The 20,559-nt window shown below is 66.9% G+C and carries 15 protein-coding genes and 4 tRNA genes; 10 read left to right on the top strand and 9 right to left on the bottom strand.

What is annotated here, in order from left to right; genetic code table 11:
* Nucleotides 1-91: 91 nt before the first annotated feature.
* The 4 genes from ABEA50_RS26605 to ABEA50_RS26620 all read right to left on the bottom strand — a co-directional run bounded on the left by ABEA50_RS26605 (nucleotide 92) and on the right by ABEA50_RS26620 (nucleotide 5,970).
* Nucleotides 92-1,837, bottom strand: a complete 1,746-nt coding sequence (locus ABEA50_RS26605) for an LCP family protein (protein ID WP_345498870.1) — start codon at nucleotides 1,835-1,837, stop codon at nucleotides 92-94.
* A gap of 879 nt (nucleotides 1,838-2,716) precedes the next feature.
* Nucleotides 2,717-3,862, bottom strand: coding sequence for a tRNA dihydrouridine synthase DusB (dusB, locus tag ABEA50_RS26610; protein ID WP_345498871.1), 1,146 nt, complete (start codon nucleotides 3,860-3,862; stop codon nucleotides 2,717-2,719).
* Nucleotides 3,863-4,416: 554 nt separating this feature from the next.
* The gene (locus tag ABEA50_RS26615) at nucleotides 4,417-5,379 is read right to left on the bottom strand and encodes an acyl-ACP desaturase (protein WP_345498872.1); all 963 of its coding nucleotides are present in this window, start codon (nucleotides 5,377-5,379) and stop codon (nucleotides 4,417-4,419) included.
* A gap of 518 nt (nucleotides 5,380-5,897) precedes the next feature.
* Nucleotides 5,898-5,970: transfer RNA gene (locus ABEA50_RS26620), tRNA-Lys, on the bottom strand.
* A gap of 896 nt (nucleotides 5,971-6,866) precedes the next feature.
* On the opposite strand from ABEA50_RS26620, the gene ABEA50_RS26625 reads away from it, so the two are divergent.
* The 4 genes from ABEA50_RS26625 to ABEA50_RS26640 all read left to right on the top strand — a co-directional run bounded on the left by ABEA50_RS26625 (nucleotide 6,867) and on the right by ABEA50_RS26640 (nucleotide 7,939).
* Nucleotides 6,867-7,532: a TetR family transcriptional regulator gene (locus tag ABEA50_RS26625; RefSeq protein WP_345498873.1), complete on the top strand. Its 666-nt coding sequence runs from the start codon at nucleotides 6,867-6,869 to the stop codon at nucleotides 7,530-7,532.
* A gap of 94 nt (nucleotides 7,533-7,626) precedes the next feature.
* Nucleotides 7,627-7,699: transfer RNA gene (locus ABEA50_RS26630), tRNA-Glu, on the top strand.
* 30 nt (nucleotides 7,700-7,729) lie between these two features.
* Nucleotides 7,730-7,803 (top strand) — tRNA-Asp (locus ABEA50_RS26635).
* Between the two features lie 59 nt (nucleotides 7,804-7,862).
* A tRNA-Phe gene (locus ABEA50_RS26640) sits at nucleotides 7,863-7,939 on the top strand.
* 47 nt (nucleotides 7,940-7,986) lie between these two features.
* Here ABEA50_RS26640 and ABEA50_RS26645 read toward each other — a convergent pair.
* On the bottom strand, nucleotides 7,987-8,169 hold the full coding sequence (locus ABEA50_RS26645; protein ID WP_345498874.1) for a hypothetical protein: 183 nt from the start codon (nucleotides 8,167-8,169) through the stop codon (nucleotides 7,987-7,989).
* 105 nt (nucleotides 8,170-8,274) lie between these two features.
* Here ABEA50_RS26645 and ABEA50_RS26650 point away from each other — a divergent pair, with 105 nt between their 5' ends.
* Both ABEA50_RS26650 and ABEA50_RS26655 read left to right on the top strand, forming a co-directional pair.
* The gene (locus tag ABEA50_RS26650; protein WP_345498875.1) at nucleotides 8,275-8,457 is read left to right on the top strand and encodes a hypothetical protein; all 183 of its coding nucleotides are present in this window, start codon (nucleotides 8,275-8,277) and stop codon (nucleotides 8,455-8,457) included.
* Nucleotides 8,458-8,708: 251 nt separating this feature from the next.
* Nucleotides 8,709-9,428, top strand: coding sequence for a polyprenol monophosphomannose synthase (locus tag ABEA50_RS26655; protein ID WP_425577723.1), 720 nt, complete (start codon nucleotides 8,709-8,711; stop codon nucleotides 9,426-9,428).
* Between the two features lie 132 nt (nucleotides 9,429-9,560).
* On the opposite strand, the gene ABEA50_RS26660 is transcribed toward ABEA50_RS26655, so the two are convergent.
* A complete protein-coding gene (locus ABEA50_RS26660; protein WP_345498878.1) occupies nucleotides 9,561-10,991 on the bottom strand; it encodes an HAD-IB family hydrolase in 1,431 nt (476 codons plus the stop codon).
* Nucleotides 10,992-11,141: 150 nt separating this feature from the next.
* Nucleotides 11,142-13,637 carry a glycerol-3-phosphate 1-O-acyltransferase gene (locus ABEA50_RS26665; protein WP_345498879.1) on the bottom strand — a complete coding sequence of 832 codons (2,496 nt, stop codon included), beginning with the start codon at nucleotides 13,635-13,637 and terminating at the stop codon, nucleotides 11,142-11,144.
* 191 nt (nucleotides 13,638-13,828) lie between these two features.
* Between ABEA50_RS26665 and ABEA50_RS26670 the strand changes: the two genes are divergently transcribed.
* A complete protein-coding gene (locus ABEA50_RS26670) occupies nucleotides 13,829-15,139 on the top strand; it encodes a salicylate synthase (RefSeq protein ID WP_345498880.1) in 1,311 nt (436 codons plus the stop codon).
* 165 nt (nucleotides 15,140-15,304) lie between these two features.
* Here ABEA50_RS26670 and ABEA50_RS26675 read toward each other — a convergent pair whose 3' ends face one another.
* Nucleotides 15,305-16,942, bottom strand: coding sequence for a (2,3-dihydroxybenzoyl)adenylate synthase (locus tag ABEA50_RS26675; RefSeq protein WP_345498881.1), 1,638 nt, complete (start codon nucleotides 16,940-16,942; stop codon nucleotides 15,305-15,307).
* Nucleotides 16,943-17,061: 119 nt separating this feature from the next.
* On the opposite strand from ABEA50_RS26675, the gene ABEA50_RS26680 reads away from it, so the two are divergent.
* From ABEA50_RS26680 to ABEA50_RS26690, 3 genes are all read left to right on the top strand, one after another.
* Nucleotides 17,062-17,943, top strand: coding sequence for an oxidoreductase (locus tag ABEA50_RS26680; RefSeq protein WP_345498882.1), 882 nt, complete (start codon nucleotides 17,062-17,064; stop codon nucleotides 17,941-17,943).
* Between the two features lie 82 nt (nucleotides 17,944-18,025).
* Entirely contained in the window at nucleotides 18,026-18,481 is a 456-nt protein-coding gene (locus tag ABEA50_RS26685) for a carboxymuconolactone decarboxylase family protein (protein ID WP_345498884.1), read from the top strand.
* 251 nt (nucleotides 18,482-18,732) lie between these two features.
* Nucleotides 18,733-19,824 (top strand): 3-deoxy-7-phosphoheptulonate synthase, encoded by a 1,092-nt coding sequence (locus ABEA50_RS26690; RefSeq protein WP_345498886.1) that lies wholly within the window; start codon nucleotides 18,733-18,735, stop codon nucleotides 19,822-19,824.
* A gap of 114 nt (nucleotides 19,825-19,938) precedes the next feature.
* Here ABEA50_RS26690 and ABEA50_RS26695 read toward each other — a convergent pair whose 3' ends face one another.
* Complete coding sequence (locus ABEA50_RS26695; protein ID WP_345498887.1) at nucleotides 19,939-20,514, bottom strand: GNAT family N-acetyltransferase; 576 nt, start codon at nucleotides 20,512-20,514, stop codon at nucleotides 19,939-19,941.
* Nucleotides 20,515-20,559 lie beyond the last annotated feature (45 nt).

Consider the following 20,559-nt stretch of genomic DNA (forward strand, 5'->3'; position numbering starts at 1 on the left):
CTGCGACCGCACCGCCGCGCGCGTGTACCGCGTGCATTCGTCGAAGCGGGGGGCGCGATGGCGCGGGAAGAACTCGCGGCGCGACGTGCCGTTACTGGCAGATATCTTCCCCCGCGTTGACATGTTCCAGGTCCGCGGGCAGCTCGGCGGGCTCGGAGTCCGCCGCGGTGCTCGTCGCGACGTCGGCGATTTCCGCACCGACCGAGGCCGGTGCTTGCACACTGACCCCGTTGGCCGAGTCGGTGCCGATGACCACATCGACGGTGCCCGCAAGGCTGTCGTCGGCCTCGATGGTCGCGCCGGGGACCGAGGAGGCGACCGTGGCCGCTTCGGCCTCCATCCCGGTGGGGTAGCGGACCTTCGTCGTCGGCGAGGTGCCGTTGACGTAGTTGGCCACGGTGCCGACCTGGAAGCCCTGGTTGCCGAGTTCCGTTGCCGCCGTGCCTGCCAGACCCTCGATCTGCGACCCGTTGGAAACGTTCGTCGCGATGGACGAGGGGTCGACCGCGACGTACTTCGGTGGTGTCGGGGGAGCGACGGCGGCTGGCTCGGGCGCGGCGTCGTGGGCGGTCGGCTTCTCGCCGGGCAGCGGCTGATCGTCACGGATCGCCGAGAAGATGGCCTTGATGTCGGACTCGCGGGGGATCTCGTTGCCGTAGTCGGTGGTGCCCGCGGTGGGCACGGTGATGAAGGTTACGGTGCCCGCGTCGATCCTTTGCAGCGAACGTCCCAGCGTCAGCAGGTCGCTGGGCTCCACGTTCTGAACCCAGGTGTGCTTGCGGAATTCGTCGATGAAGCCGTTCAGTTTGCCCAGATCGAACAGCACCTTGCTCGACAGCGCACCGCGCAGCAGCGAGGACAGGAAGCGCTGCTGCCGGTTGATCCGGTCGTAGTCGCTGCGTTCGTCGCCGTAAACGTGCCGGGCGCGCACATAATTCAGGGCGGTAGCACCGTCGATACGCTGTTTGCCCGGCTGTTCGAGCACCGTGCCGAGAACCTCGTCGATCACCGGTTTGGTGCTGCATACCTCGACGCCGTCGACCTTGTCGACCATGGCCTCGAATCCGGAGAAGTCGATGCCGATGAAGTGGTTGATCGTGCTGCCTGTGAGGCGCTGGATCGTGCTGACAAGGCATTTCGGGCCGCCGAGACCGTAGACAGCGTTGAGCTTGTCCCCGGAGGCGGAGGGATAGTTCTCGCCCGTGTATCCCGGCTTGTCGTTGTCCCATCCCTCGCACTGCGGCCTGGTGACGTCCAGATCGCGCGGAAAGGAGACGATGACGACGCGGCTTCGGTCCTTCGGAATGTGCACGAGCATGGTGGTGTCGGCCCTGGCGCCCTCGGCGTCGTCCAGGGTGCCCGCACCCAGTTCGCCATTGGCGCCCGCGCGGGTATCGGTGCCCACGAGCAGGAAGTTCTCGTCGCCGAGTTGCGCATCCGAGTCGATCACGTCGTCCTGGCTGCCGTCGAGCGCGGAGACCTGAGTGAAGCTGTTGGCCGCCGAGCGCATGTAACTCCAGCCGCCGCCGGTGGCGACCAGGCACAGCACGGCGAATACGGCGAGCACCGAGCGGCCGATGATGCGCAGGCGGCGGTGGCGGCGAAGTTTGCTCGCGGCCAACCGGGAGACCGGTGCCTTCGTGGGTTTCGCTTGCGTCGCACGGGATTCGGTGGTGGGCCAGCTGCCGGATTCGCCCTTGTTCTTGGCCTTGCCCTTCGCACGCGTCTGCTCGCCGACCGGCGCAAGGACGTCGGTGACTTCTTCGGCGGTTGGCTCGCGTTTCGCCCTGGAGGCCGGTGCGGCGCGCTCCGCGGGTGTGCGGCTCGGCGGCGGCATGGAAGCGGGCGGAGGAGGTGTCGAGGCGGGTGCCTGCGTGGGCCGGGGAGCGGCCGGTGCCTGTCGTTGCGGGGGTGGGGGCCGTCGACCCTCCGGGGGGAGGTCCTCGGGGCGCCTGCGACCTTGTTCGGGTGCTCGCCGTTGCGGGGGACCGGGTGGGCGCGCGGGGTCGGCGGGCCGGGATTCCGGCGCTCGCATCGGTGGTCCTGCGTCGCCGGGTAGTGGAGGACGGCCTTGCGCCGGATTCGGTGGCTGTGGCGGCGGCTGGGGTGCGTTGCGGTTGGGCCTGGCACGCCGGGTGCGTTCGCTGTCGACGCGTTGGACGAGATCCTGGACGGTCAGCGGTGCGTTCGAGTCGGCCGCGTCGTCGCCGCGCCGGCCCCGTCTCGACGATCGGGGGTCGTCGCGCTCGGGGTCATCCGCCGCGGGGTACCGCTCCCACGGGGCGCGACCTCCGGGCCGTGGCGCCTGCCCGTGCCGATCGTCACCCACCAAAAACCTCGCTTTTCGTTACTCTTGCGCGCTTGCGCCGACCAGACCGGCAGAACCGATTCCGCAATGATAACGATTACGCCACATCGAGCCACTCTGGCACGAATAGCGCGTGCGAAGGGTGTCGATTCGATAAACGATTGCGGCCTCGTTGCCGAATCGCCGAGGTTACCGCCGTGCGGTCGGACACGGTCTCGCATCGTTACACTCCGCCGCGCCATGACCGCTTCGAGCGGGCGGTCGAGTACGACTCGGTACTGGGAAATCGGTGGGAACCAAGGGTCGGGGCGAGTCGACGGGATGATTAATCCGGATTCGAATGGTCGCAGCCGGTGTCGTCGAAACAGGGTGAGATTCGGCGAACCTCGAGTAGTCGGCCGGTTCGGGTCAGCCTCCGCTGTGCATGACGTCGGCGCCCGCGGGGACCGAGGGGTCTTCGGGGTCGTCGAGCCAGCCGTGCGGCAGCGCGACCTTGCCCGGCGAACCCTGCCGCCCGCGCGGACCCTCGGCGTCCTCGGGAAACGGCGCGGTGGGGTCGAGTTGGCCGATCAGGTCGGCCAACTCGGTCAGGCTGGTGACGGTGGCGAACCGGCGACGGAGGTCGGCGCCGACGGGGAAGCCCATCAGATACCAGGCCATGTGCTTGCGCAGATCACGCATGGCTTTGTCGTGGCCGGCATGGTCTGCGAGGAGGGTGGCGTGGCGCAGCAGCACCCCGCCGACGGTGCCGAGGTCGGGCGCTTGCGGGAGCGGTTTGCCGCGCAGCGCGGCCTCCAGTTCCGCGAACAACCATGGTCTGCCGAGGCAGCCGCGACCGACCACTACGCCGTCGCATCCGGTTTCATCCATCATGCGCACCGCGTCGGCGGCGGAGAAGATATCGCCGTTGCCGAGCACGGGGATACTAGTAACGGCTTCTTTCAGTCGAGCGATGGCCGACCAGTCGGCGTGGCCGGAGTACCGTTGCGCGGCGGTGCGGGCATGCAACGCGACCGCCTGTGCGCCTTCGGCTTCCGCGATGCGGCCCGCGTCGAGGTAGGTGAGGTGGTCGTCGTCGATGCCGATGCGGAACTTCAACGTCACCGGGACGCCCGCCGGTTCCGCCGCGGTGACCATGGCCCGCACGATCCGGCTGAACAGCGCACGCTTGTAGGGCAGTGCCGCACCGCCGCCGAGTTTGGTGACCTTCGGGACCGGGCAGCCGAGGTTGAGGTCGATGTGGTCGGCCATGCCCTCGCCGACGATGATGCGCACTGCCTCGCCGAGCGTCGCGGGGTCGACGCCGTAGAGCTGCATGGAGCGGGGGCTCTCGTCGGCGTCGAACGACATCATGTGCATGGTCTTCTCGTTGCGTTCGACCACCGCGCGGGCGGTGATCATCTCGCAGACGTAGATGGCCGTCGGGCTCCCGAATTCTCGACAGAGCTTGCGGAACGCCAGATTCGTGATGCCCGCCATCGGGGCAAGCACGACCGGCGGATCGACCGCGTAGGGGCCGATTCGTACGGTTGCTTGCGTTTGGACGTCCAGCATGTGATCCATTTTCCCAGAGTCGTGCGTGGCGGGCCGGGCGGGGGACCGTGTGCGCTCGATGCCGACCCTGCGACTCACCAGGACCGGGAATGTCGTCGCATGCTTCGCCAGTTGTGGTGCGGGGCGATTATCCAAGTGTCGCTGTTCTGGTCGCCTTTCGCGGCGATGGCGTGCGGCGGAAATTCCCGGTCGCGGTGCGGGCGATCGGGTGAAACTCGTTCGCGCACTGTCCGGTAGCGGTGGCGCCGATTCGATACATCAGTGGAGGCCACGAGTCAGGTGGGGTTCGGTGAGAATTCATGGACCGGAATGTGGTGGCGATGTTCTCGAACGAATTCCGGTGTCGCGGGCCGCTTGTCCGAAAATATGCTCGTCGGCTCGGGCGCGGGTGCAATTTGTATCGATTGATCAGAAATGCGGGTGCCTCGACTACCGAATCCTTTTTATCCGTACCGGAATCCGATCGACGCGGTGCGTACCCGCCGAGCCGGCCTGGGAAAACAACGCGCCGCCGTCCGAGATTCGGACGGCGGCGCGCGGCGGGTAAGCGGGTGTCAGCTATTGGCGCCGGCCAGTTCGCGCTTCTTGGCTTCGCGTGCCAGCATCCGGTCGCGCTGCTCTTCGAACTTGACGACGTCCTCGCCGAGCTTGTCCAGGAACAGGGCAAGCCGGTCGCGCACGGCCTCACCGCGCGGGGTGAAGTCGGTACGTTCGAAGACGTTCCACTTCTTCAACACCGGGCGCACCACTTCCTCGAGGTGCTGGCGCAGGTCGTAGATGCCGTGCTTGGCCATGAGCACGCCGTTGCGACGGAAGTTCGGCATCCCGGCACCCGGCATCTGGAAGTTCTCCAGAATCAGGGTGATCGCCTCGAGCGCCTGGTCGGGCGCCAGGTCGAGGGCCGCGCCCGCGAGGTTGCGGTAGAAGATCATGTGCAGGTTCTCGTCGGTGGCGATGCGCTGCAGCATGCGGTCGGCGATCGCGTCGTCGCAGACCCTGCCGGTGTTGCGGTGGCTGACTCGGGTGGCCAACTCCTGGAAGGTCACGTAGGCGACCGAGTGCAGGAAGCCGGCGTCCGCCTCGGTGGGGGAGGCGAAACCGTTGGTCATGTGGACCATTCGCGCCTCTTCGAGCGCGACGGGGTCGACACCGCGAGTGACAACCAGGTAGTCACGGATGGCGATACCGTGCCGGTTCTCTTCGGCGGTCCAACGCCCGACCCAGGTTCCCCACGCGCCATCCTGGGAGAAGTTCTCGGCGATCTCCCGGTGATAGGAGGGCAGGTTGTCCTCGGTGAGCAGGTTGGTGACCATGGCGGCCTTGGCGACCTCGTTGAGCTGGGACTGCTCGGGGTCCCAGTCGACGCCTCCCAGTGCGGCGAAGTTGCGGCCTTCGTCCCACGGGACGTAGTCGTGCGGGTGCCATTCCTTCGCAATGGAGAGGTGCCGGTTGACGTTTGATTCGGCAACCGGCTCCAACTCCGTCAGAAGCTCGAGTTGAGTCAGATCCCTTGCCATGTAATGAACCCTTCAGTATGTGCGTCCGGTCGTGGTGTGCGTCCGGTCGTTCGAGTCGGCCTTTCGAGGTAGGCCGTGCCGATTCGGCCATACCTTACGGCACCGTAGGTGGGTTACGAAACGCCTCGGACCGACCAAATATGGGCGGCGATACCTGTCGTAACTGCCGTTGTGGTAGGTGGCACCTCGAGTGTATGGCCTCTGTGGACACCCGGTGTTGTATCGCATTCGGCGGTCGAGCGTTAGCCGGGGCAGGTCGTGATGTTCGTCGCGCACAACCGGCGACCAGGCACGCTCGGTCCACGGTGTGGTGGAGCGTTGTTCCTACGGGGCAGCATATTCCCAGGTCGTTTCCTAGGTGATTTCGCTATCGCGCCATCGGCGTTCTTGGCCGAACCGCTGGACGCAGGCCATTTCCGGTCGCTCGATGCGACGGGTCCCCGCCGATCTCTTGTGCCGCGGCCGTACGCGCCGGGGTGCCCGGAGCTGCCGGGCGGCCCCGACGCGAGGGCAAGCAGTGCCCCCAGTAGGGCTCGAACCTACGACCTGCGGATTAAAAGTCCGTAGCTCTACCAACTGAGCTATAGGGGCGCGGAGCAACAGTGTAATAGGCACCCGGTGCTCGACCCAATCGGGTGGTGCCGGGCATCGGAGCGGGTGTCGGTGCGCAGAAGAACGCATCGATACGGTGCGGAGTGGGTACATCCCTGGATTGGGCAGCGCGCGCAGTCGGTTTCGCTGCCCGCGCGGGTGGTCGGGCGCGCGTCGACGGCGATCGCGGCGGTAAACGTCTGGTACCCAGCTTTGTTGATAAGGACAAATCCGGATATCATCGAATGATGTTGGCTAGCAATGTCTTTGGATCGGCAAGACCTGGGGTTTCCCGGTCGGGGCAGGTTGCCGGGTGATTGGGTGTCGGTGACGGGTCGAGTGGTCGAGGGTGTGGATGGGTGGTTATCTCGGGTGAACAGTGGTGAGCCGCTGGTTAATTGGGTGATGGTGTCGGTGTCATTGTCGCGTTGCGCGGCGGTTGCTGCAACAGCAAGAGGGTTCGCCGAGGGTGCGGGACTCGTGGGTTTGCCGCGTGCCGGAGGTGGAATCCGGGTACCGTGACGCTTTGCTGTAATCCGGTAAAATCGCTTACCCACACGGTGATTCGGAATTCGGCTTATCGTTGAAGTGCCCGAACGTGTCGCGACCGGTCCGGCCGATCGTGGCTTCATGGAGTCGATGCCACAGGAGGCTGGAGGCGAGATGACGGAATACCCGGATGCGCACCCCCTGTGGTGCATCCGGGCGCGAAAACTATACCAGTCGGTGTGTTTCAGGGATTTTAGTAATTTTTCATACCCAAAGTTTGAAACTGGGCAAAGTCCCGGTTTGAAGTATTGATAAATACGGATAACTTCGCACCAAAGGTCTGTTCCTTTGGGGGTGGCTGTTTGGTGCGCGAGTAGGCTCAAGTTAGCTTCGGAGGCGTTTCGAGCATGGCACGGCAGCAGGAGCGGGCCCGCCGGACACGTGCGGCGATTATCAGGTCCGCCGCCGTTGAGTTCGGGAAGAGCGGTTATGCCGCTGCATCGCTCAACCGCATTTTGGAAGGGTCGCGTGCCACCAAGGGCGCCATGTATTTTCACTTCGATTCCAAGGAAGAGCTCGCACGGGCGGTCCTGGAGACGGCGGTCGAGCGATATCGGTCCACCGTCGAGCGTTGGCTCGGGCGAACAGATCTCAGTCCACTCGATGTGCTGCACGGCATGTTCGACGAGATGGCCCTGCGGCTCGAGCACGACATCATCGTGCAGGCCGAGTACCGGTTGATCATCGAGCCGGACTTCTACCGCGACGTGCAGACCGGTGGCGGCCAGATCCTCGGCAGGGCAGCGAAGACGCTCGCGGTGCGCGCGGTCGAACAGGGGCAGTTGCGCGCCGACGCGGACCCGGATCGGTTCGGGCGCACCATCGCGGCGGCGCTGGCCGGGCAGCGGTACATGGTCGACCTGCTCGGCGGCGGGCTCGATCTGAGGTCGCGGTTCGAGGAGGCGCTGGAGGTCGTGGTCGAGGCGATGGCGACGCCGGAATGGGATGCGAAGTTCCGTGCGCACGGATGGCGCGCGCATGCACGGCTGGAGGAGCTCGGTTTAGGGTCTTGACCAGCCGGTTTGGGAATCGAGTCGAGTCTGTCATAAGCTAACCGGGCTCCCAACGGATACCCGTTGAAAGCCGATCCGGAGAAATCCGGGGCGAGCCCCCTTCGTCTAGCGGCCTAGGACGCCGCCCTTTCAAGGCGGTAGCGCGGGTTCGAATCCCGTAGGGGGTACGGCCTTCGGGTCGTGTGGTAGTACAGCAAGGCCCTGTGGCGCAGTTGGTTAGCGCGCCGCCCTGTCACGGCGGAGGTCGCGGGTTCGAGTCCCGTCAGGGTCGCAAGGTAAGCGCCGGAGAAATCCGGCGCTTTGCGTATGGCATTCACCACGGGTGCCTGCGGCCAGGTAGCTCAGTTGGTACGAGCGTCCGCCTGAAAAGCGGAAGGTCGCCGGTTCGATCCCGGCCCTGGCCACCACATCCCCTCGACGCATTGCCTGGTCGGGGGGAATTTTCATGTTTGGCCTAGGAGTAGTCGCGGAAGGTCATCAGGAAGCCGATCAGGGCGACGGCCGCGCAGATCGCGAATACCGTGCCCTTCAGCCATGTCGCGTCGAACGTGCTCGCCCACGCGGCCGCCAACCAGGCCGCCACCATCATCAGCGCACCGTAGAGCGGTGTCCGGCGGGGGTGTTCGCCTCTGGCCATCGCCTCCAGGCTACTCAGCGGGCGGGACGGGTTCGGTCGCGAAACCGGGATGCCGGTCCGCCGGAATGCGGCGCCGCCGGCGGCAAGCGATGCCATGCTGGGGGTATGGCTGAGCGCTGGTACTACTGCTTGAAACACCACCGCGCCGAGCAAGGGCGCAAGTGCTGGTTCGCCGACCGGATGGGTCCCTACCCGGATCAGGCGACAGCGGAGCGTGCGTTGGACATCGCACGCGAGCGCAACGATCGCGAGGACTCGCGGGATCGTTCCTGGCGCGAGGGCGAATAGATCACGGCGCGAGGGCGACCAGGCGTCCCGGGGAGTCGGTTGTCCGCCAACCGATCTTGCGCGGTTTGCCGGGATCGGCGGTCGGTGTCGATGCCAGCGCAACGCGGTGTCGGCTATGTCGTGCCAGTGCGGGGTATATCCACTCATGTCCTCCTTCGGTCGATCGAGTACCGTTTTCGGCAGATCAGATGATTGCTCGGAGGTCCTGGTGGGGGCTGCGAGCCGACCAGGACCAGCAGGGAGGGCGACCCTTGAGGGTTACCGTTGTTGTGCCGACCTATAACGAACGGGAGAATCTGCCGGTCGCGGTAGAGCGGTTGACCGCGCTGCCGGTCGAGGACCTGCACGTCATCGTGGTCGATGACAATTCCCCCGACGGCACCGGCGAGGTCGCCGACAAGCTGGCCGCGGACCTACCGAACGTGGTGGGTGTGCTGCACCGGACGGAAAAAGACGGGCTCGGACGGGCCTACGTCGCCGGGATCGGCCGCGCACTCGATGAAGGCGCCGACGTAATCATCCAGATGGACGCCGACCTCTCGCATCCGGCCGAGGTGATTCCGGCCATGCTGGAGAAGCTGACGAACACCGAGGCGGGCGTGGTGCTCGGCTCGCGCTACGTCGAAGGCGGATCGACGGCCACCGAATGGAAGTGGTACCGCAAGGCGCTGTCGGCGTGGGCGAACTTCTACGTGAACCTGATCCTGCGCCTCGGCGTGAAGGACGGCACCGCGGGCTTCAAGGCATGGAAGGCCGACACGCTGCGCGCGATCGATGTCGCTTCGATTCGCAGCAACGGGTATTCGTTCCAGGTCGAGATGAACTATCGCGCGGTGCGGCGCGGCATCGTGATCGCCGAGGTGCCGATTCGGTTCGAGGAGCGCACCGTCGGCGCCTCGAAGATGAGCCTCGGGGTGCAGTTGGAGTCGGCATTGATGCCGTGGAAGCTGCTGTTCGGCCGTTCGGTCTGAACAGATCTCGGTCGCTGACGGCGCGTGCGCGAGGTCGACTCGGCACCGAAGACGCCGACCCGCACGCTTTCTCCTGGCTGCGGGCGACGGCGGGCGCGGCCGCCTACGATCTCGTCCGAGTACCCGGAACCGCTACTTCGGCCAGTTCAGCAGGGTGTCGAGGTAGCGACGACGGACCGAGGCGATCTCGGCGTCCAGGTTCTCCGGATCCCATCCTCGGACGTCGATGGGTTCGAGCACGGCCACGTCGACGGTGCCTCGGCGCACGACCATCTCGTCGCGCCAACACAATTCGCCCGCATTACGGATCACCACCGGAATCACCGGGACCCCCGCCTGGATGGCCATGTGGAAGGCGCCCTTCTTGAACGGGCCCGGCGTCGGCGTGCGTGACCTGGTGCCCTCGGGGGCTACCGCGACCGAGGTTCCCGCGCGCAGGGTCTCGACGACGGGTTGCAATGCCTTCCTGGATTCGGAGCTGTTGGCGCGGTCGAGGAAGGTCGCGCCGGTGAAGCGCAGAATGGGGCCGAAGACCGGATTCTTGGTCAGTTCCTTCTTGGCGATGGGCGCGACCGGCCCGTCGACGACATGCGGGACGATGAGGATGTCGAGTTGACTCTGGTGATTGAACAGAAACACCGCTGGCCTTGGCGCACGGGTGTTTTCGGCGCCGGTGACGCGCACTTTCACCCCGAGCATGCGCAGCGAGGTCCGTGAGCCGGACGACATCAGCGCGTCGGCCATCCGCTGCCGGTCCCTGGTCGCCGATTTCGACGCGATGCCGCCGAGACAGCCGCCGATCAGTCCGGTGAAGGCCAGAACGGTGCGGGCGAAATCGCGCGGACGTGGGTCGTGTCGTGGCCGGAAAGCCAGTGTCGGCCAGTCGCGTTCGGCGGCGACCGAGTTCAGGTGCGGGTCCGGGTTCACCGCGACCTGGTTGCCGACGAGTCCCAGCAGCGGCAGGTCGACGGTGCTGTCGGCGTAGGCCCAGCTGCGGCGCAGGTCGATCCGGTGCTCGGCGGCGAAATCGGTCACCGCCTCGGCTTTGCCGTCGTGCCACAGCGTGCTGCCCTCGACCCGGCCGGTGAGCGTGCCGTCGTGGGTGGCCATCCTGGTGTACAGGAGGTGGTCGACGCCGAGTTCCCGCGCGAGGGGGCGGAGGTGAAAACGGGTGAGCGAGCTGACGAGCACCACGGTGTGGCCCGCGTCCTGGTGCGCCAGGATCAGTTGCCACGCTTCGCGATACAGGTGCCCGTAGACGAGCTTCTCGAAGGTACGGGTGCCGATCTCGTCCAGTTCGGTTTCGGTGCGACCGGCGAGTGCGCGTTCGAGCTGTTCGAGGTTGCGGCGGTAGTCGCCCGAGGTGCGGTTGTCGCGCAGGCCGTCGAGCAGCACGTCGTGGATTTCGTGGGTGCGCCGGGCGCGCGGAGTGCGGAATCCGCCGACGACGGTGCCGCCGAGGTCGAAGAACGCGGCGATCTCCGCCCCCTGCGGTCCGGATCGGATGGCGGCGAGGGTGGTTTCCAGCGGTGTGCGCGGCGGGACCTCGGCGGTCTCGGCCATGGTGTCTCCGTAAGTTGTTAGGCGGCCCAGGAGGGCCGGATGTGGCTGATGGTGTCTTGCCTCGAGTGGCCTTCCCAGGAGTGGCCGTCCGGCTCTCCGGGGCACTCCTGGTGATGTTCGCGGTGTCGGGCTGAGTAGCGGCGATGCTACTCAGCGCGGTCGCAGGTTGGACGGGTCGAGTGTGGCGGCCTGGGTGATTCGCACGCTGATGGTGCGCAGTTGGTCGGCGAATTCGACTCTGCGGCGGATCAACTCGGCGCGACGGTGGGCCACCTCGGCGACGGCGGCTTCGGACTCGTCCGCGCCGTCGTCGGCCACCACCTCGAGCAGGCCGTGATTATCCGCTAGCTTCATCGCGCTGGTGAACAGTTCGGTCGACACCGATTCGGGGCTGTGCAGGCGCTGCTGGAGCAGCATCTGTTTGCCGACGGCGACGCATTCTTCGGTGAAGCGTTTGCGGTCGATGGCGTCGGCGGGGTCGCGGGCGGCGAGGCGTTCGGCGACCACCAGTTGCGCGTCGAAGAAGGACCGGACCACGCGGTGGGCCATCACGAATCCGGATTCGGTGAGTTTGCCGAGGATGTCGGCACCTCGGGTGTCCCTGCGGGTGTGGTTGTGCCATTCGGGGTCGATCAGCAGCATCTCCGCGGTCATCTGCTCGGCGAATTCGGTGCGTTCGGGAAAGAAGAACTCGAACTTGAGCAGGTCGCGCAGCCGGAAGGCTTCGTGCCATCCGGTGTCGAGTTGGTCGCTGTCGCTGCCGATTCCGGCGAGGATGGCCAGTTCCAGGACGGCGCGGCTGACGAACCAGTGCACGGCGCTGTTGCGGTAGAACGCGGCCTCGAGGTGGGCACCGGCCTCGATGGAGTACACCGGTTGCAGTCCACCGCGGTAGATGGTGACGACCTTGGCCAGGGAGAGTTGTTCGAGCACCACCGCGAGGCCCTGTTCGTCGCGAAGGGCGCTGAGCTCGCCGCAGGGCAGTGCGCGTTTCTCGATGTAGCCGAGCACCGGCGCGAGCACGGTGCGTACTTCGCCGAGGGTGAGTGCGCGTTCGACGCCGAGCAGCGCCAGGGTGGCCAGCGCGTTGACACTGATCGGTGTGACGGTGTTGATGCCGACGGCGACCTCGAAGGCCAGGCGCTGCACGGCCTTTCGTTCTAGTTCGAGCACGTCCTGGTCGTCGAGTTCGGCGGTGTCCTCGGCCGGGGGCGTGTGGGGTGTCCGATCGGCGCTGTGCAGCGGAATGATCGTCGGCGGCGCGGTGAGCGGGTCGCCGTGCGCGGTGAGCCGTTCGCGTGCCGAGAGCGCGGTACCGAAGCGCACGTAGACGTGTCCGGCCGAATGCTGTTGGCTGCGGACGTAACGAGCGAGCCAGGTGAGCCCCTCCGGCTTCTTCTTGCCGCCCGACTGTTCGGTGGCGATGGCGCCGAGTTCGTTGAGCCGCTCGTAGGTGATCGAGACCGGCACGAGCATCACGTCCTCGACGCGTTCGGCGCGCACGGCGGCCGCCAGATAGTTCAGCAGGCCGTAGCGGGGCGGGCGCAGCTTGCCGGTGCGCGTCCGTCCGCCCTCGAAGTACCACTCCATATTGAAGCGCTTGGCCAGCAGGTAGGCGAAGTATTCCTCGACCACCGCCTTGTAGACCTCGTCGTCGCCGAAGCTGCGCCGGATGAAGACGGTGCCGGTGCGCCGCGCGATCGGCCCCATCGGCCAGAAGCTGAGATTGGCGCCACCGATCACGTGATTGGGCGGGAAGTCGTTGCGGGCGAGCACGTCTCCGAGCACGAATGCGTCGACGTAGGAGCGGTGCGAGGGCAGGAACACCAGGGGGTAGCGGCGGTTGAGGTCGCGCAGTGGGGTCAGGCCGGAGACATCGGTGTCGACTTTCCATGTCGAGGCGTGCACCGGACGCATGGCCTGGGTGAACAGGTCGGAGACGAGCCGGCTCTGGGCGGCGACGAGTTCGTTGAGTCCCTTCTCGGCGCGGCGATGGACCTCGTGCGGTGTCGCGCCGGTGCGGTCGGCGATGAGTTCGAGTCGCCGCAGGAATTCCGGTGAGTCGAGGATTTCCTCGGCGACCAGACGCGGGACCTTGTACCGGTCGCCGATGACGGCGCGTTCGGCGCGCTCCAGCGCGACGACGGCGGCGCGGGCGATCGCGCGGGCGAAGGGTTCGGCGGTGCCCGCGTTGCCGAACAGCGCCGCGGCCTCGGGATTGTTGGCACGCAGCTCGCTCAGCAGCGCGGGTTGGCCGGTGAGTACCAGGTGGCGGTCGGCGGATTCGCGGAGTTTGCGCTGCGCGAGCCGGTTGGGTTTGCGCGGGTTGGTGAACAGCGCGAGGTCGGCGAAGGTCGTGCGGCGCACGCCGTCGCGTTCGCCGGGTAGCCACACGACGCGGACCGGGACCACGAGTGGGTCGTCGCGGCGGCCGACGAGTCGGGTCGCGATGGCGCCGGCGTCGAGGTCGAGTTGGGTGACGGGGGTGGTGCTGCCCTCGACGTAGGCGGCTAGTCCGTTGTCGGCCAACCAGGTTCCGACCAGTCGGCGTTCGACCGAGGAGGCCGCGTCCACCAGTGCCACCACCGATCGCGGTGTTGTGGGTCGCTGGATGCCCGTTCGCGACTGGCCGTGGTGTTCGATCATGATCCTGGTCCCTCCGACTGCCGATTCCCTATTGAATCCCGTCGCGGCGATTCTCCGCAGCGACTCGGGCGGTTCGACCGTTCGGTAGTGGCAAGGCGGTGTGGTTTTGGTGTCCTTCGGCACCTTCCAGAAAAATCAGGTAATGCTAACCTTACTTTTTGAAGCGTGACCGGTGGGACCTTGGAGGATCGTTGTCGACTACGGACGAGTGCTCGCGGGTGGAGTATGTAGCCGATCCGGCGGCAGCGATGTCCTGGCTTGCGGGGTCCGATCGCTTCGGCGAGTACGTGATGTACGAGCGTGCGGGCGAGTGGACTTTCGCGGCCGATCCGATCGGCAGCGTCGAATTGGATGCGACCGAACTGCGCGTGCTGTGGGAAGGCACCAGCACGGCTGACGCGTGGGCGGGTCGGCCAGCGCGGGTGCTCGATCGCGCACTCGCCGCGTTGCCGCTGGCCGGACGACATGCTTACGGCTGGATCGGATTCGAGTTCTGTGCGTGGGCGCTCGGCATGTCGGACCACGTCGACCCGCGCACGACGCTCGCGCACGTGATGATCCCGCGCATCGAGGTGCGCGTCGGCGCGTTCGGCGTGCGGGTGCGCGGTGCGACCCCGACCGAGACCGGCGATATCCATGACCTGATCGCCCAGTCGCAGACTGTCGAACCGCCGAAACCGCATCCGGTGGATGTTCGCGCGGACTCGACCGGTTACCGGAATCGAGTCGCCGAGGCGGTCGCGGAGATCAACGCGGGGCGCTATCAGAAGGTGATTCTGTCCCGGCGGGTGGATCTGGCGCATCCGGTGAATATCCCCGCGACCTATCGGCTCGGCCGTGCGCACAACACACCGGCCCGCTCGTTTCTGCTGCGTCTCGGCGGGCTCGAGGCCGCGGGGTTCAGTCCGGAGCTGGTGGTCTCGGTGGACGAGGAGCGGATGGTGACCACCGAACCGCTCGCGGGTACCCGCGCGTTCGGGCTCGGCGACGCCGTCGATCGCGCCGCCCGTGCCGAGCTGATCACCGACCCGAAAGAGATTGTCGAACACGCGATCTCGGTGTACACGGCGTTCGGGGAGATCGCCGAGGTCGCGGAGCGGGGGACGGCCGCAGTGTCGGATTTCATGGCGGTGCGCGAGCGCGGCAGTGTGCAGCATCTCGCGTCCACGGTGCGCGGGCGGTTGGCCGCCGACCGGTCGAGTTGGGACGCGCTCGAGCGATTGTTCCCCTCGGTCACCGCGTCGGGGATCCCGAAGCGCGAGGGTGTCGACTCGGTATTTCGACTCGATGCCGCGCGCGGCCTGTATTCCGGTGCGGTGGTGCGGGTCTCGGAGGCCGGTGCGATGGAGGCGACGCTGGTGCTCCGCTCGATCTTTCAGGATGCCGAGGGGGCGTGGCTGCGTGCGGGCGCCGGTGTGGTCGGGCAGTCGCGGCCGGAGCGGGAGTTCGAGGAGACTTGCGAGAAGCTCGGCAGCGTCGCCCCCTACGTGGTCCGGGCGTAGCGCGGGCGGTGCGCGCCGTAACCGCCTGTCGTACGGTCGGTTACGCATCGCTGTCGTCGCTGTAGCCGTAGCTGCTGTCGCCGCCGCCGTAGCCGCTGCTGTCTTTGTCGTCGCTGCTGCCATCGCCATGGCTGTCGTCGCTGCTGTCGCTGTCGCCGTGGTCTTTCAGCCCTCGCTCGCGCGCAGCGCCTTCTTGTCGATCTTGCCGACGGCGGTGACCGGCAGCGATTGCGCCCGCCTGAGCAGGTCGGGCAACTTGTAGGTGGCCAGGCCGCGTTCGGTGAGGAATGCCTTGATCGCCGCCAGGGTGGGTAGTTCGCCGTCGACGACCAGAACAGCGCAGACCGTTTCGCCGAGTGCGTCGTCCGGTAGTCCCACCGCCGCCGCGTGCCGCACGCCCGGGTAGGCGAGTAGGTGCTCCTCGAGCTCGTCGCACGAGACGTTCTCGCCACCGCGATTGATCACGTCCTTGATCCGTCCCGAGACGATCAGATGTCCGCTGGGCAGGCGGCGCACCAGGTCGCCGCTGCGGTAGTAGCCGTCGGGGGTGAAGGCACGGGCATTGTGTTCGGGCGCGCGGTAGTAGCCGCGAATCGTGTAGGGGCCCCTGGTGAGTAGTTCGCCTTCGGTTCCCGGTGCCACATCCTTGCCATCCGCGTCGACCACGCGCACCTCGTCGGCGGGCGACAGCGGCCTGCCCTGGGTGGCGTGCACGAGTTCGGCGGGGTCGTCGAGTCGGGTGTAGTTGATCAGCCCTTCGGCCATGCCGAAGACCTGCTGCAAGGTGGCGCCGAGCGCGGAGGTCACCGCGCGCGCGTTCACTTCGGCGAGCTTGGCACCGCCGACCTGGAGCAGCCGCAGCGAGCTGAGGTCAGCGTCCTCCCATTCGACCGCGGCGCACCACAATTGGGCCAGTGGCGGGACCACCGAGGTCACCGTCACCCGATGACGTTCGATCGCGGCGAAGGCGCTTTCGGGGCTCGGGTCGCCGACGAAGGCGATGGCGCCGCCCGCGTGGACGACGCCGAGAATGCCGGGGCAGGCCAGGGGGAAGTTGTGTGCGGCGGGCAGTGTCGCGAGGTAGACGTCGTCGGCGGTGAGCGCGCACAGTTCGGCGCTCGCGGTCGCGTTGTAGCGGTAATCGTCGTGGGTGCGGGCGATCAGCTTCGGTAGGCCGGTGGTGCCCCCGGAGACCAGCATCAGCGCGATATCGCTCGGTTCGACCTGCGGCAGCGATATTTCGCTCGCCCGGCTCGTGGGGACCGTGGCCAGGTCGGTGAATGTCGCTGGTTCGCCGAGGATCAACACGTGCCGTAGCGAGGGCACTTCCCGCTGGACGGTCGCGGCGAGCTGGCGGTAGTCGAAGTCGCCGACCCGGTCGGCGGCGATATAGGCGACCGCACCGGAAAGCCTTGTCAGGTGCTCGATCTCGGCTCTGCGGTGCGCGGGCAGGGTGAGCACGGGGACGAGGCCCGCGCGCAACAGGCCGAACAGCACCACCACGAATTCCGGCACGTTCGGCAGCTGCACGACAACCCGGTCGCCAGGTGTGATGTCGAGTGCGAGCAGGCCGCGTGCCATCCGGTCCACCTCGGCGTCGAGGGTCGCGTAGTCACGCGTGCCGTCGGCGGTGAGCAGCGCGGGCCGGTCGGGGAAGCGGCGCGCACCCGCGCGCAGCAGCGCGTCGAGGGGGAGCCCGGCCCAATATCCTTGCGCGCGTGCGTCTGCCGCCGCTTCGGCGGGGAAGGGGACGTAGCCGTCGCTGTGGGTACTCGTCGAAGTCACGCTCTGCCTCACGCTCATTCGTGCCGGAACGCACGCTCGAGATGTCCGGTGTATAGGTTAGGCAATCCTATCTCGAGGTGGGCGGAGAGGGGGACCGAGTTCGGTCGGTGGCCGAATTACCGGATTAGACTCCCGCTATGAGCAGGTGGACCAGCGCCGACATTCCGGATCAGGCCGGACGCACCTTCATCGTCACCGGCGCCAACAGCGGACTCGGTGCCGCAACGGCTCGCGCGTTGATCGAGGCGGGAGCTCACGTAGTGCTCGCCTGTCGCAATGTCACCAAGGGGCAGCGGGTCGCCGCAGAGCTCGGCGAGCGGGCCTCGGTGCGTGGACTCGACCTCGCCGACCTCGCATCGGTCCGCGAATTCGCCGAGGCCACCGCCGAATTCGACGTGCTGATCAACAACGCGGGGGTGATGGCGGTGCCGTTGTCGCGTACCGCCGACGGCTTCGAAACCCAGTTCGGCACCAACTTCCTCGGCCACTTCGCGCTGACCGGCATACTGCTGCCGAAGGTTTCGGATCGGGTGGTGACGCTGTCGAGCGTGGCGCACGTCTACGGAAAGATCGATCTCGAGGACCTCAACTGGCAGCGCCGTCCGTACCGGCGTTGGGCGGCCTACGCGCAGTCCAAGCTCGCCGACCTGAGCTTCGCGCGCGAATTGCAACGTCGCGCGACGGCGGCCGGCTCGACCACCTTGTCTGTCGCCGCGCACCCCGGCTACGCGGCCACCGAGCTGCAATCGCACACCGAGTCGATCCAGGACAGGGTGATGTGGCTCGGGAACCGACTGCTCGCCCAAAGCGCCGAAAAGGGTGCGCTGCCTACCTTGTTCGCGGCGACCACCCAGGTCGAACCGGGTCAGTACTTTGGCCCGGACGGGTGGCAGGGGCTGCGCGGCTACCCGAGCACCTCGCCGTCGACGCGCGCCTCGCGCGACGAAGACCTCGCCGCGAAGCTGTGGGATCGCGCACAGGAGCTGACCGGCGTCGAGTTCACCTTCGCGAAGAGATAATCCCGCCGCCTCGGCGACTGTCACACTTCGCGCGGCTGCGTCGTCTTGTCTGTGTAACCCCCACAGAACAAGGACGGATGTCATGGAACCTCGCATTGATTTGTTCGCCAACCCCGTCGCCGCGAGCTTTGTGAAGCGCTTGGCTGTCGCGGGCAAGGTCGTCGCCGAGTCCAGCTTGCCCGCCACCACGCACGAGCTGGTGAAAATCCGCGCGAGCCAGATCAACGGCTGCGCCTTCTGCACCGACATGCACCTCAAAGAGGCGGTGCGGGCGGGTGAAACCGCCGTTCGGCTCGGACTCATCGCCGCATGGCCGGAGGCGACGGTGTTCACCGAACCCGAAAGGGCGGCACTGGCGCTCACCGAGGCGGCCACCCGCATCGGCGACGGTCGCGGCGTGGACGACGAGGTGTGGCAGCAGGTGCGCAAGCACTACGACGAGGATCAGATCGCGGCGCTGATCGCGGCCATCGCCACGATCAACGCGTGGAATCGGATGAATGTCATCGCGCGCACGCCCGCGGGCACCCCGGCGTGACCAACCCGATAGCGCACTGAATATCCCCAGCTCGACCGGCCGATTCGCGACGCGGAACTCGGTCGGTCGAGCGCTGCTGCTATTCTCAGCGGCGTGCAGCGCGTGTATTTCTGGTTTAGCAAGCCGGCCCCGGGTGGGCTGGTCTGCGGCGACCACATGCGCTGAGGACATTCCACCCCAAGAGCCGGATGATGCCGGCTCTGCGGGATTTCTGGTCCGTGGGTCGGCCGCAAACGAAGGAAACCCACGACATGACAACCGCAGCTGCCATCGACGCGCGGCATTCCGACCTGGATGACCAACGCACGCTCAGCATCAGCCCGTTGCGCTCGCCCGCCGAGGTGCGCAGGGTGCATCCCACCACGGACGTGCTCGCCGATATCGTCCGCGAAGGTCGCAAGCACACCGTCGATGTGCTGCGCGGCGCCGACGACCGCCTGATGGTGATCGTCGGCCCGTGCTCGGTACACGACCCGGCCGCCGCGCTGGAGTACGCGCGCCGCCTCGCCGCGAAAGCGGCCGAACTCGACGACGCGCTGCACGTGGTGATGCGGGTGTACTTCGAGAAGCCGCGCACCACACTGGGGTGGAAGGGCCTGATCAACGATCCGCATCTGGACGGCTCGTTCGACGTGAACACCGGTCTCGGATTCGGGCGCAAGTTGCTCGTCGACATCACCGCACTCGGCCTGCCCGTCGCGTGCGAGTTCCTCGACCCGATCACCCCGCAGTACATCGCCGACCTGGTCTCCTACGGCGCGATCGGCGCGCGCACCGCGGCCAGTCAGGTGCATCGTCAGCTCAGTAGCGCACTGTCCATGCCGGTCGGGATCAAGAACGGGACCGACGGCGACGTGCAGGTCGCCGTCGACGGTGTGCGTGCGGCCGCCGCCAGTCACGTTTTCCCAGGTACCGACCTCGACGGACGGGCGGCGTTGATCCGCACCGCGGGTAATCCGGATTGCCACGTGATCCTGCGCGGCGGCAGCAACGGCACGAATTTCGACGCCGAATCGGTGGCGCAGGCGTGCGCTCGGTTGGCGAAAGCCGAACTGGCGCAGCGCCTTGTCATCGACGCGAGTCACGGCAACAGCAACAAGGACCACACCAAACAGGTCGACGTGGTGACCGATGTCGCGGGCCGTCTCGTGGCGGGTGATCGCAGCGTGGTCGGCATGATGCTGGAGAGTTTCCTGGTCGCGGGCCGCCAGGACCTGGTGCTCGGCCACTCCGACGACCTGACCTACGGGCAGTCGATCACCGATGCCTGCCTGGATTGGACGACGACCGCAGGCCAGTTGGATCGCCTCGCCGAGGCGATCCGGCAGCGTCGCGAGCTGTGACAGGGTTTCGTAACCTCTTGTGGCGGCACCTGTTTCGGTGCACTAGTGCTTTTTCGGGCGGCGGGCTCTCGGGTCGATGACCTGCGGGGGCTCGGTGCCGCACAGGCCGCGCGGTCAGCCGAAGCACTCCGCCGGCCAATCCGGTGCCGGTGCACTCGGGTCGGTGCGCAGCCGACCGGCGAACCAGTGATCGCGTCGCACTCCGCGTTGCAGGCTACCGAGGCGCGCGGTGCCCTCGAACCGGAAACCAGCGCGCCTCGCCAATGCCGCCGAGGCGTGGTTGCCGACGAACGCGCGCCAGGAGATGCGGTCGAGATCGAGACCGTCGGTGCGAAAACCGAAGTCGCACACCATGTGCACCGCTTGTGCCATGAGGCCGCGACGGCGCTTGCGTGCATCGAGCCAAAAGCCGATTTCCGCGGCACTCGCGTCGGTCGCCTCGAGGGTGACCATGCCCACCACCGGTCCTTCCGCGTGCTCGCGCAACGCCCAGGTAGGGCTGCGTGCCGCCCAGCCGGGGCCGACGATGTCGGCGATGAACCCGGTCGCGTCCTCGCGGTGATACGGCGACGGCACGGTCACCCATTCCGCGACCGACGGCTGTCGGCAGCATTCGGTGATGGCGTCCACGTCGTCCAACGTCGGCAGCGAGAGCCATACCGTTCCATTCGACATCGGGTGTGCGTCCATCGACGCATGGTTTCACGGATCAGGTTGTCGCATCATCCGCTTTTG

The sequence above is a fragment of the Nocardia callitridis genome (assembly GCF_039543305.1).
GTDB lineage: Bacteria > Actinomycetota > Actinomycetes > Mycobacteriales > Mycobacteriaceae > Nocardia > Nocardia callitridis.